The organism is Ameyamaea chiangmaiensis (genome assembly GCF_013376175.1).
Lineage (GTDB): Bacteria > Pseudomonadota > Alphaproteobacteria > Acetobacterales > Acetobacteraceae > Ameyamaea > Ameyamaea chiangmaiensis.
This window is the reverse complement of sequence record NZ_JABXXR010000011.1, coordinates 1-12,646: the sequence shown is the minus strand read 5'-3', so window position 1 is coordinate 12,646 and position 12,646 is coordinate 1. Positions and strand designations below refer to the sequence as shown.

Here is a 12,646-nt window from a genome sequence, read left to right as displayed (position 1 = left end):
CAGACGAAAGGGCGACATCTGCCTGAACTGCTCGGATCACCCTGCCTTCATCTTAATCGGACGGATCAGCAAAGATTAGACACTGTGACGGCACGGCATTCCTTCCCCAGAAGAAACAGTGGTCTAAAGAAGGGGAGCGGCAGCACACGGAATTTGGGAAAAAAGCGGCATCAACATCCGTTCAAGCCCCCCAGACGCGAACTCTTCGTTGACTGGATGAAAAGTGGGGAGCACGTCAGACCCGCGCGATCATACGAAGTCCTTACGTCTTGACCAGCGCACCTATGAAGTACAGCGCCATGTCTGGCGCCGCAAAACCTCACATTATTTTATCGTAAAACCGATCGACTGCCTATTTTCCCGTGTGCATTGTCTGGTCAATGAAATTAAATGTTTTCGACAAAGCCTCGAGAGAACCCGTCTCCGTCTCTTTTTGCGTTTTACCGATCAGGCCGTGGTCGAGATTCGGCATCAGAATGAGCGTGTGCTCAACACCCGCCCTCTTCAGGGCATCAGCCATTTCTACCGATTGTTGGTAAGGAACGGTTCGATCCGCTGTGCCGGCGATGAGCAGCATAGGAGGACTGCCTGTGTTGACATGCGTCACCGGACTTGCCTGTGCGACAAGCCCTTCCGGGCATTGCTTATCAAAGCAGCCGAGCATTTTCCATTCTGCCGCATCCTCGACATCGTGAGGACGGGCACCAGGGGTCAGCTTGGCCTGTTCGGAAATCGTCGACAGATCAAAAACGCCATACCAGCTGACCGCAGCCTGCATCACCGTGGAAATATGCGCATAAGGATCGGCACCATCCGCCTTAGCGACCGTGAGATCGGGAGCGGTCGCGGCCAAACCAGTCAAGTGGCCCCCAGCCGAAACACCCCAAACAACACCGCGCGCCGGATCAATGTGATAGGCCTTGGCATTCCCCCGCAGCCACCGAATGGCAGTTGCCACGTCCTCTGGCTGCCCGGGCCATGTGACCTCTCCGCTCAGTCGATAATTGAGGGAGGCCACGACGTAGCCCCTCGCAGACAGACTGGCGAGCACAGCCGGGAAGTCGACAAAGGCGCCCATTTGCTGGGACATACCGACCATCCAGGCTCCTCCGTGGATATAAACCACAAGTGGGAAACCCTCGGCTGGCGGCTTGAGGCCTGCGGGAGGGAGATAAAGATCCAGTGTGAGGGGCCGGTATCCGGGACGCGATGCGTATACCACGCCCGGAAGCTGCCGGACGCCGCCCGCGAACGTGACTTGAGCTGGACGAGCAGGCGGCTGCAAAACGGTATTCGCGGCAACCTTCGGCGGCGGAACCGGGAGAGCGGCTTGAGCGGGCATAGTGATTATGGAGACCCCCAATAACGTAAAAAAGGCTTGGGCTTTCATAAACGTTATTCTCCTGTGCATTATATCGCCCCGTCCCCAAGGTGCATAAGACGCTCGCTCAGCTTCATATTCTCTGAATAATCAACGGGACAGGCAACGATCGAGACGCCCGGTTCATTGATGGCCTGAGAAAGGATTGGACTCAAGGACTCCGCTGAATCAACCCAGTAGCCCTTACAGCCGAAGCTTTCTGCATACGTCGTGAAATCCGGGTTTGTGAACCGCACCCCGTACGACTCTTTGAACGCGAGGTCCATCTTCCACTCGATCAAGCCAAAGGAATCGTCCACCCAGATCAGTATTTTGAGCGGAATATTTTCCCGGACCGCGGTTTCAATCTCCTGAGAATTCATCAGGAAACCGCCGTCTCCCATGACGGCCAGTATCTTTCTGTCCGGACAGGCCAGATGCGCTCCAATTGCCCCGGGCAGGGAATAGGCCATCGTTGCCAGGCCATTGGAGAACAGGCAGGTCAAAGGAAGGTAGGCAGGGTAGAGGCGTGCCATCCACATTTTGACCGCGCCCGTGTCGACAAGCGTCACATCCTCATCCTTCAGGACCTCACGAACGGTTTGGACGATACGCTGCGGTTTGACGGGATAGCTGGCATCATCCGCATAGCGCGCGAGTTCAGCTTGGCGCGCCCCTCTGATCGCAGCCTGGGCTTTTTCGTCGAAATGTAGATCATGCGTTGCCTTGCGCAATGCCTCCAGACAAAGGCGAACATTGCCGATAACAGCGGCTGAAACCTGATAGGAGGCGTCGACATCCTCCTGAAAACAATGCATGTGGATGATCGTCTTGTTGCCGTCAGGATTGATTTTTGAAGGTGCAAACTCCTGCAACTCGTATCCCACCGCGATGATCAGATCGGCGCGATCGAAGGCAAAGTTCTCATAATCATGATGCATGAATCCGACGACCCCGAGGGACAGGTGTGATTTGTCGGAAATGCATCCCTTTCCCATGAAGGTCGTTGCGACAGGAATATTCATCTGCCGCGCAAGGGCTGTCAGTTCGTCATGTGCTCGGGCGCGGGCGACGCCATGCCCCGCCAGAATGATGGGGCTTTTTGCCTCTCTTATGAGCGCTGCCGCAGCGTTGACTTGACGGGGATCGGGAGCGCCGAGTGCCGTGACACTGCGCGGAAGCAGCTTGATGGTCGCGGGGATATCGGCGCTCTCAATATCCTCCGGTATGGCAAGAAATGTCGCCCCCGGGCGTTCCTCTTCCGCTGCCTGGAATGCCTTGCGCACGATCTCCGGCAGCGCATGCAAGGTGGACACAGTTTCGGCCCACTTGGTGACGGGTCTGTAAACCGAAACCAGATCAACGATCTGATGCGTTTCCTTGTATATCCGGCTGAGGCCGACCTGAGCAGAAATCGCGACCAGTGGTGTGCTGTCGAAAGTGGCGTCTGCCACACCAAGAAGCAGGTTCAGAGCACCAGGACCGAGTGTCGAAAGACATACCCCCGCCCTCCCCGTCAGACGGCCATATATATCGGCCATAAATGCCGCACCCTGTTCGTGCCTGACCAGCACAAAACGTATAGTCGAACCCTTCAGCGCGTGAACCAGATGAATATTTTCTTCACCTGGCAAACCGAAGACATACTTTACGCCTTCAGCCTCGAGAGCATCAACAATGAACTTTGCAACGGTTCCCGACATAGTAGTCAACCTTTCTCGTGGATGTTCTGTTCAGCCGTCGACAGTGACGGAATTGATCCACGTCTGAATAACGCGCGCGGTCCTGAGGGGCTGCTCTATGGGCGGCAAATGACCGCACTGATGGAACAGATAAAACGATGGTTTCTGGAGCCGGCGAAAAATCTCGATCGCTTTTTCCGGCGGTGTGAGCGTATCGCAATCACCAACAGCGACCAGCGCCGGCTGAGTTATTGTGGACAGGACAGGTCGAAAATCGCGCCGTGCCATGATGGCCTTCTGCTGACGCAGAAACGTCTCGCTGCCAACGCGTAACGCCATATCCTGCACAGCCTTGCTGATCGGTCCGTGCAGATGCCTGCGATCGATCAACCGCGGCATCATTGTGCTGGTCACGCCCCTGAACTGTCCGATATCCAGAGACTTGAGTGCTATACTACGCTCCTGAAGACGTGCCGGATCGTCCGGAGATGCACTGGTGTCCAACAGGATCAGCGCCGCAACACGTTCTGGCGCCATGGCCATTACTTCCTGGGCGACATAACCGCCCATGGAAAGGCCGATCAGAATAAACGAAGAAGGCGCGTCTTTAAGAAGACGTTCCGCCATGCCTGCAATACTGTCGTCTTGCATGACGTCGGCAATTAACGTTGCATGACTACCAGAGAACGTCTGGGCCACAGCGTCCCAGATGGCGGCATCGCAAAGAAGGCCCGGCACGAACACCATGGGAAGAGATGAAGGGATGCGTTCGGACAATGTGAGATTTTCTGGCAAAATCATATCAGACTCCTTGCTCTGTCATCTCGAGACGCGCGGCCGCAACAAGCCCGCAGGCAAGCAGAAAGAGACAGAAGACAATCACGCCAGACCACCCTGCATGAGACCAGAACCAGCCGCCCACAGCTCCCAGAATGCTGGATCCCATGTAGTAAGACAGCAGATAGAGGGATGAAGCATGTCCTTTCGCATTTTCTGCCGACCTGCCGACCCAGCTGCTGGCGATAGAATGCGTCGCAAAGAAACCGATCGTCTGTCCGACGATACCAAGAAGTATGATGACCGGGTGAGAGGCGAGTGTCAGAACGATTCCGGCTCCCATGACAAGTAAACTGGCCTGCAAGATTCTCCCGCGGCTCCACCGCTCAGTCAGGCGCCCGGCGGTCGCCGACGCCCACGCACCAATCAGATAGACCAGAAACAATGCACTGATGGATCCCTGACTCCAGTTGAACGGCGCACTCTCCAGCCGAAAGGTCAGATAATTGAACATTGTGACGTTGATACCCAGAGCCAGAAAACCCATCAGAAACAGCAAAAGCATAGTCGATCTTGTCAGATGCTCACGCCAGCAACGGAGATGATGGGTAATCACAAACTGCTTTTGAGGAATAAAATTCCTCGAATGGGGGAGGAGAAACCAGAATATCAATGTGGCGGATACATCCAGTATCCCGACGACTGTCAGGGCCAGCCTCCAGCTTCCAACTGCGCAGAGAACGCCGACGCCAACGCGTCCCATCATGGCGCCGAACGCTGTTCCGCCGATATACAGGCCCATGGCTCGGCCGAGTGCATTCGGATGAATTTCTTCAGCGAGATAAGCCATTGCAACGGCTGGGACACCGCCAAGGGTCAATCCTTCCAAGGTTCGCCAGACCAGCAAAGTCGGCCAGGTCGTGGAAAAGGCACATGCTATATGGGCACCTGAGGCTGCCAACATGCACCAGAACATGATGGTGCGCCTTTGCATCAGTTCGGAGGCGGCGCCAGCAAGCACTATCGAGATCGCTAACGCAGCGGTTGTAACCGACAGTGACAGCGCACTGACGGAGGGACTCACATGAAAGGTAGCGGCCAACTCCGGTAAGAGTGGCTGAATCGCATAAATGAGAGAAAATGTAGAAAAACCCATGACGAATAATGCTATCGTAGCGCGCGTGTAATGAGAGGTTCCCTTCTCAATCCACAGATCTTCTCTATCTATAGGATGATGCGAAGACATATCAATATTCGACTTATTTTCCGAACGATGTGATTCATCACAACCCAAAGTGCATGCAATTCGGGTTGCGAGTACTCGAACCCTGCCAACATAGCGGCTGCGGAGCCATTTATCCAAAGCAATGCTTGACAATCAGATATATCAGATTTTTATAGCTCGATGGAGTTATCGCAGCTAAAGACCTTTGTGCAGGTCGCGTCTTCAGGAAGCCTCAGTAAGGCGGGAGCGGTATTGCGCACTGCGCAGCCTGCCCTGAGCCGCCAAATCCGTTTGCTGGAAGAGGAACTGGGGATAAGGCTTTTTGATCGGCACGGACGAGGAATGGCGCTCACCGATGCAGGACGTCAGGTTCTGCAAGACGCAGGTCGGGTCCTCACGGCAGTCGATCAACTGAAAGAGAATATATCGTACACGCAGAGTCGGCTGTCTGGAACGGTCACGCTCGGACTCCCCCCCACGCTCAGCGATATCATTTCCGTGCCGCTCATTATCGAGGCGAAAGAAAAACATCCCGAACTGAAAATTCACCTTATCGATTCCTATACAGGATATCTTCTTGAATATTTAATGAAAGGTGAGATCGACTGTGCTATTCTTTACGATCCCAGGGGAACACATCCTCTTCGTTCGGAGTTTCTCGCGAATGAAGAATTATTTCTCGTCAGCCCTTATGACCCACAGATAGAGTGCGGAGATACAATTCCATTTCATCAGGCACTTCCGCTCGTCACTCTGCTTCCCAGCCGACAGCACGGTCTGCGCCGTATCCTGGATGACCTCGCAAGTCGGGTGAGCCTGGAATTTACCCCCCAAGTGGAAGCAGACAGCTTTCCGGCACTCAAGGATCTTGTGGTGCGTGGTTTCGGGTATACTATTCTTCCAATTGCCTCTCTTCACCATGAAATTCATGAAAACAAAATGAGTATTCGCCGCATCGAAAATCCTTCTCCCAGACGGCGGCTTTTTCTCTCTTATCCACCCAACAAACCAGCAAACAGGAATGTTAATTTTGTTTCCGAGGTGATTAAAAAACTTGTAACCAAATCCACGAACGCAGGGACCTTTCCTCAGCTGCGCTGAAGCGAAAAAACAGAGTGCGACTGACACTCTTCGTGCGAGCGCCGTGACCTCTTGTTTTCGCGTGGGGCGCCTTGACGCGCTGGCTGCTGACCACCCCGGCGGTCGACGGGGCCGTTTCATGCTCCGATCGCTCCCGGTCAAGCATCAGTTCACATCATGAATGGTCGGGAACACAAACCGCCGGGCCAATTCCCTGAATGAACCATGTCCAAGGCCGGAAATGGATCGGCACCCTCCGCCCGCCGTCGCAGGATCGCACCAGAGAACGCACCGCGTTCATGACCTCACGAAATGCGACCTCGCTCGGCAGTCCCGTGCGTCCCGCTTCGGGCACCAGCGGCACGATGCGGGCCCACGCCGCGTCCGTCATGTCACACAGATACGCTTCGTTTTGCCGGTAATCCTGGCCATGCGACGACCGGACGGCACCGCCTCACTGCCGCTGGCATGCGGGGACCGGGTAGAGTCTACGGGCGACCCATTCCATGGTCAGGCCCTGTACGATGATAGTGAACACCACAACGCCGTAACAAACAGGCAGCAACAGGTCGCGCAGGTCTCCTGGCGGAAGTCCAAGTGCGAGAGAGACGGAAATACCGCCACGCAGACCGCCCCAAGTCAGGATCCCAAGAAAGCGGCCCCGCTCCCATTGACGAAGATGAACCGGAAGGGTTGAGAACAGCACGCTCAATGCCCGCACGGCAATAGAGAACGGGATCACGACAAGCGTCGCCAGTACCGTAAAAAGATGTGGCGTAATCTCCAGCACCTCAAAGCCAATGAGCATGAACAGTAACACATTCAGGACTTCGTCAATTAAAGTCCACGCGACGTCGAGTTCCTTGCGTGACGCTTTATCGAAAACGGAATGGCTGTAGCTTGTTCCAAAGCACAGCCCGGCCATGACGACAGCGATCGCGCCGGACATACCAAGCTGGTTGGCGACGCTAAAAGTTCCGGTCGCCAGAGCCAGCGACGTCAGCAGGTCAATGTGCGGATCCCGCTGCCCCTTAAGCACTCGGAGGGCAATCCATCCGGTGAGTAAGCCCAGCAGACCCCCTCCGATTGCCTCGCGGAAGAAACTCAGAGCAATCTCGGAGGCGGTCACCTCCTGAATACTGCCCCCGGTAGCGAGCCCCATCATGACACCGAAAATGACAATCCCGACACCGTCATTGAACAGGCTCTCCCCCGCGAAAACAGCCTGAAGTGACGCCGGTAGCCCGAGACGTCTCAGCATGCCCACGACCGAAACCGGATCGGTGGGTGCGAGGATGGCGCCCAGCACGATGCACCATGCGAAGGGAATAGTGTGGCCCAGCAGAGGGAAGACAGACCATGCCGCGATCGCCAGAAAGGCGACGGCCAGCACCGTCCCCAGAAGAGAGAGAGCCGTGACCGAGGCAAGCTTTGCGCGCAGATTACCGACGTTCACCTGCATGGCTCCTGCAAAAAGCAACAGCGACAGTGCACCATTAAGAAATGTCACAGGCAGATTGACGGATCCAAGCATCGACCGTGGAAGAGCTTGAAGATCGCAAGCCGGGATCAGCGGATTCAGGATCATGACCAGAAGCGATGTCAGCAACGAGAAAACAAGCACGCCTATCGTGACTGGAACGCGGAGCGTATGATGATTGAGAATACTGAAGGCTGCCGAAAGTGTCAGCAGCAGGGCAAGGAGGGTGATGGTATCCATCCCTATACCGCTGGCTGCTCCTATCCCCTGCGTCAAGAAAAACCCGCAATGGAACATTGCTCGAAAATCTTGATTGTTTGTTGAGTGGCAAAAGCCGGGACGATATCGGCCTCCTCTCCTCGAAACGAGGCGTAGAAGCAGGCACCGATACCTGCTCCACAGATTGTCCACCTAAAACTACAAATTGCGAAAGGTGCATTGAACGTGAAAGCCTGTAGCTATCGTTTGGCTGAAGCCGCGCGATTCCGCAGAGCCTCGTAGATAGGCACTTCCCTCATCCCGTCCGCCACGAGCATGGCCGCGAAGCTCCCTGACAGAAGCGGAAGCAGCAGGCTTGTCGCGTTGGTCATCTCGGTGACGAGAATGATGCCCGTCAGCGGGGCGCGGACTGATCCGGCGAACATAGAGGCCATCCCGACGATGACGAAAGGTGCCGTGTCTGCCGCCAGGGCGGGATCGACGACATGCGCGATATCACCGCATCCGAGTCCTGCCAGCGCGCCGAGCGCCAGCATGGGTGCGAACAGGCCACCCGGGGTTGCCGCCGCGTAAGAGAGTGCCCCAAACGCCAAGCGCAACAGGAATAACGCCGGGATAAAAGACCAGGCAATCGCTCCGTTGATAGCACTCTGCGTCAGCCAGTCTCCGCCTCCGGCCAGGTGCGGTACCTGCCAGACAACACATCCTGTCAACGCCCCGATCGCGGCCGCCCGCGCCTCGACACTGACCGGCAGGCAGTCCGCCAGTCGCAACGTCGTAAGCACCACACGGTTGTACATGACCGCAAGAAGGCCGACCACAAGCCCGGTCACGAAGAACAGGAGTTGCGTCGAAACATCGATGACCTCGGGGGTGACCGTAACCGTGAAATCCGGGCTACCACCCAACATAGCGCGCGCGACAAGGATGGCAGAGACAGAAGCTCCCAGTGCCGAGCACACGGTGCGGGCTTCGAACCGGCCGACAAGTTCTTCCAACACGAAAATGGCACCCGCGCCGGGCGCGTTGAATGCCGTCGCCAGCCCCGCCCCGGCACCCGCCGCCAGCAAAACCCGGCAGTCTGAACGGCCAAGCCTGAGCAGATCGCCAATGACATTGGCCGCCGATGCCCCCATCTGCACGCTCGGCCCTTCGCGCCCGAGCGCGAGACCGGCGCCAAGCGCGAGAAGGCCGCCAGAAAACTTCACAGGGATCAGCCCCAGAGGGGCAGCGGGAGCCGATCCCGTCAGAACTGCCTCGACATGGGGAATGCCGCTGCCCGAAGCAAGCGGAGCCATCCGCCGCACCATAAGCGCGGCGAGAAAAGAGGCCGCACTGGCCGTCAGGATCAGGAGCAGGCCGGCTGGAAAGCCATGCCACACCCCCACGGAGAGAACAGTGCGCAACCTGTCTGCCCCTTCGAGAAGCAATCGAAACGCTCCGCAGATTACCCCCGATACGACGCCAACCAGGATCGACAGCAGAGAGAGAAGCGTCAGGCCGCATGGGCGCTGGCTGGCTGGGCCTGTTTTCACTGGCCTCGCCCGAGCCGCAGCGCATTGGTCACGACAGTGACGGAAGACAGCGCCATCGCGGCGCCCGCGACCATCGGAGATAAAAGAAGGCCGAAAACGGGATAGAGGACACCAGCCGCCACGGGAATGCCGATCCCGTTGAACAGGAACGAGAACCCCAGATTTTGCCGAATATTGCGCATAGTGGCATGCGCCAGTGTTCGCGCCCTAACCAACGCGCCAAGACTGCCATGCGCCAGCGTGATGCCGGCACTTTCAATGGCCACGTCCGTGCCTGTGCCCATGGCGATGCCGACGGAGGCAGCGGCGAGCGCGGGAGCATCGTTCACACCGTCGCCCGTCATCGCCACATGGGCGCCTGACGCTTCGAGGCGCCGGATGATATCGGCCTTTTCCTGGGGTTTAAGCCCGGCATGGATTTCCGCGATGCTGCCGGCCGCCTTCGCCACCGCGTTGGCGGTCGTCTCATTATCACCGGTCAGCATGACGATACGCAGGCCATCGGCCCGCAGAGCCGCAAGCGTGGCCTTGGTATCCGAGCGCAAGGGATCGGCGACCGCGATCAATCCCGCCAGTCTACCGTCGATTGCCACGAACATCACGCCTGCCCCCTCCTGACGCCGCGCCGTAGCCGCAGGCTCCAACGGAAGAGTCTCGGCGCCAGCTTGTTTCAGGCGCTCTGCATTGCCGATCACGACCTGACGCCCGTCCACCACGCCACTGACGCCCAGCCCCGGCTGCGATGCGAAATTACGGACCGGCACGGGATCGCGCTGTCGCGCTTTCAGCGCCTCGACCACGGCCTGTGCCAGCGGGTGCTGCGACTGCGCCTCGACAGAGGCAGCCAGACGCAGTACCTCGTCGTCCTGCCAGCCGTCCGCAACATCCAGCGCGATCAGCTTCGGATGGCCCGCGGTCAGAGTGCCCGTCTTGTCCACGACCAACGTGTCCACGGCATCCAGTGCCTGCAGTGCCCCTGCGTTGCGCACCAGAACCCCCTCGCGCGCACCACGCCCGGTGCCGACCATCACCGACATAGGCGTGGCCAGACCCAACGCGCAGGGACAGGCGATGATCAATACCGAGATCGCGTTGAGCAGCGCGTGACCGAAGCGTGGCACGGGACCAACAGCATACCAGACGATGAACGTCACTACGGAGACAGCGAGCACCAGCGGCACAAACCAGCCCGACACACGATCGGCGATAGTCTGAATTGGCGCGCGCGAGCGTTGAGCCGCAGCAACCATCTTCACGATGCGGGCCAGCATGGTGTCGCTGCCGACGGCCTGCGCCTCGATTTCCAGACTGCCGGTGCCGTTGATCGTGCCGCCCGTTATGGCATCGCCGATTTTCTTCGCCACGGGCGCGGCCTCCCCCGTAATCATGGATTCATCCACGCTCGATGCGCCGTCCAACACCTTGCCGTCGACAGGGACGGACTCGCCCGGTCGAATGCGAAGCCGGTCGCCTTTCGCGACGTCCTCAATCCCGATATCCTCCTCCTTGCCCTCGGTACCAATCCGATGCGCCTGCTTCGGCGTCAGATCCAGCAGCGCACGTATGGCATTGCCGGTTGCCGCGCGGGCGCGCAGTTCAAGCACCTGCCCGAGCAGAACGAGGGCCACCACGACACCAGCCGCCTCGTAATAGACCGGCAACGAGCCATCGGGCATCCGAAATGCCTTGGGAAACGCCTCGGGTATGAGCGTCGCCGCGAGGCTATAGCCAAATGCGGCGCCGACCCCGAACATAATCAGGGTAAACATATTGAAGTGGCCGGTCCGAAGGGATGCGAGGCCACGCTGGAAGAACGGCAGACCTGCCCAACAGACGATCGGCAGCGTGAGCGCGAGTTCGATCCAGGAAGCGAGCGCAGGCGGAGCGCGACGGACGCCGAGATCGACGCCCATGGCGATAACCATCAGCGGAATCGCGAGGATGGCTGCCACGATCAGTCGGCGCGTGAAGTCCTTTAGTTCGGGATTGTCGTCATGTTGTCCGGTGGGTTCCGCGGGCTCAAGCGCCATGCCACAGAGAGGGCAGTTTCCGGGATGGTCCTGACGGATCTGCGGGTGCATTGGACAGGTCCAAACCGTGTCGCGGCCAGCGGAGACTGCATCTGCTTTTCCTGACAAGCGAGCGCCATGATGGTGACAGGCCATGTGATGCGACGTCTGGTCATGACCCATCCCGTCTATCATTCCTGCACCGGTCACCTCCTCTGCCGGTTGAAGCATCATGCCGCATTTGGGGCATTTTCCGGGGTGATTATCCCGGATCTCCGGATGCATTGGGCAGGTCCAGACCGTGTCGGATGTGGAAACGTGCGGATCGTCGTGTTGATGATGCTCTGGCATACGATCTCTTCCAGTCAACGTGGGAAACAGACTCGCTTTGATAACGACCGATACCCCGTGACAGCAGATAACAAAAGCGGGCCTGCTTATCCCGAATGAATGAAAGCAGGAGCCGCTACGCCTCCAAACCTCGCTTGGGCTGTCAGATAAGGGTTGTATCGGCAATGCGGGATGGCGCGCGCGCCCAATACAAAAGGCGGATTACGGAGACCGAAGGCCGCCAATGCCTGTCCACAGACAGCACTTGTCCGCGGCGCCTCGGGCAACTGGCCCGAACGAGCCAGCAACTGCTTGGTCAGCGGCGGTGATCGACAGCCAGAGCATCAAGGCGCCTCATGCAAAGACAAGGGGTTACGATGCCGGCAAGAAGGTCGTGGGACGCAAGAGCCATATTGCCGTCGATACGGAACGGGCGCCTCCTGGTGGTCAACCTGACCCCGGCCGGCATCTCCGACAGTGCCGGAGCCCAGATGATCCTGGATGCGATACGCAAGCGTTGGCCATGGGTGAAGCATCTGTTCGCCGATGGCGCCTATCAGCCCTCATGGGCCGTGCCCGTCCTATATGTCCTACGCAGAAAGAAAAAATCATGTCTCGTGCCTGGAATCTCGTGTCCCGCCCCGAAGGTTCTCCGACGATGGAGAACGTTGCCCTGCGGGAAACGCCTGACCATCCGCTTAAAGACGGCGAGGTCAGGATCCAGAACAGCTCTTTCTCCGTCGATCCGTATATGCGCCCGCGCATGGACAAGGGAGATAGCTACATCGCGCCATTCGAACTGAACGAGCCCATGACGGGGGCCGCCGTCGGCCGGGTAGTCGAAACACGCTCCGACCGATTTAAGGTCGGCGATCGCGTCAGCCATTTTCTGGGCTGGCGGGATGTCGCGACCCTCAAGGCCGAAGATGCTCTTGCCCTGCCGGATGGA

At 58.0% G+C, this 12,646-nt stretch carries 8 protein-coding genes and 3 pseudogenes; 3 read left to right on the top strand and 8 right to left on the bottom strand.

Annotated features, from left to right (window positions below):
- Positions 1–352: 352 nt before the first annotated feature.
- From HUK82_RS03015 to HUK82_RS03000, 4 genes are read right to left on the bottom strand one after another with little or no spacing between them, the layout of a single operon-like run.
- Complete coding sequence (locus HUK82_RS03015) at positions 353–1,390, bottom strand: alpha/beta hydrolase fold domain-containing protein (RefSeq protein ID WP_176612542.1); 1,038 nt, start codon at positions 1,388–1,390, stop codon at positions 353–355.
- 20 nt (positions 1,391–1,410) lie between these two features.
- Positions 1,411–3,063: an acetolactate synthase large subunit gene (locus HUK82_RS03010; protein WP_176612541.1), complete on the bottom strand. Its 1,653-nt coding sequence runs from the start codon at positions 3,061–3,063 to the stop codon at positions 1,411–1,413.
- Positions 3,064–3,093: 30 nt separating this feature from the next.
- Positions 3,094–3,843 (bottom strand): alpha/beta fold hydrolase, encoded by a 750-nt coding sequence (locus tag HUK82_RS03005; RefSeq protein ID WP_176612540.1) that lies wholly within the window; start codon positions 3,841–3,843, stop codon positions 3,094–3,096.
- Position 3,844: 1 nt separating this feature from the next.
- Positions 3,845–5,197, bottom strand: coding sequence for an MFS transporter (locus HUK82_RS03000; protein ID WP_176612539.1), 1,353 nt, complete (start codon positions 5,195–5,197; stop codon positions 3,845–3,847).
- Between the two features lie 27 nt (positions 5,198–5,224).
- Between HUK82_RS03000 and HUK82_RS02995 the strand changes: the two genes are divergently transcribed.
- On the top strand, positions 5,225–6,145 hold the full coding sequence (locus tag HUK82_RS02995; protein WP_176612538.1) for a LysR family transcriptional regulator: 921 nt from the start codon (positions 5,225–5,227) through the stop codon (positions 6,143–6,145).
- A gap of 16 nt (positions 6,146–6,161) precedes the next feature.
- On the opposite strand, the pseudogene HUK82_RS17315 reads toward HUK82_RS02995, so the two are convergent.
- The 4 genes and pseudogenes from HUK82_RS17315 to HUK82_RS02980 form a co-directional block, all read right to left on the bottom strand.
- Positions 6,162–6,556, bottom strand: a pseudogene (locus HUK82_RS17315) (IS5/IS1182 family transposase); the annotation flags it as partial.
- 22 nt (positions 6,557–6,578) lie between these two features.
- Positions 6,579–7,844 carry a cation:proton antiporter gene (locus HUK82_RS02990; protein ID WP_176612537.1) on the bottom strand — a complete coding sequence of 422 codons (1,266 nt, stop codon included), beginning with the start codon at positions 7,842–7,844 and terminating at the stop codon, positions 6,579–6,581.
- 218 nt (positions 7,845–8,062) lie between these two features.
- Entirely contained in the window at positions 8,063–9,358 is a 1,296-nt protein-coding gene (locus tag HUK82_RS02985) for a chloride channel protein (RefSeq protein ID WP_176612536.1), read from the bottom strand.
- Complete coding sequence (locus HUK82_RS02980) at positions 9,355–11,652, bottom strand: copper-transporting P-type ATPase (protein WP_373318227.1); 2,298 nt, start codon at positions 11,650–11,652, stop codon at positions 9,355–9,357. Before HUK82_RS02980 ends, HUK82_RS02985 begins: the two co-directional genes overlap by 4 nt.
- 361 nt (positions 11,653–12,013) lie before the next feature.
- On the opposite strand from HUK82_RS02980, the pseudogene HUK82_RS02975 reads away from it, so the two are divergent.
- Positions 12,014–12,254 (top strand): annotated as a pseudogene (locus HUK82_RS02975) (transposase); the annotation flags it as partial.
- 53 nt (positions 12,255–12,307) lie between these two features.
- Positions 12,308–12,646 (top strand): annotated as a pseudogene (locus tag HUK82_RS02970) (NADP-dependent oxidoreductase); the annotation flags it as partial.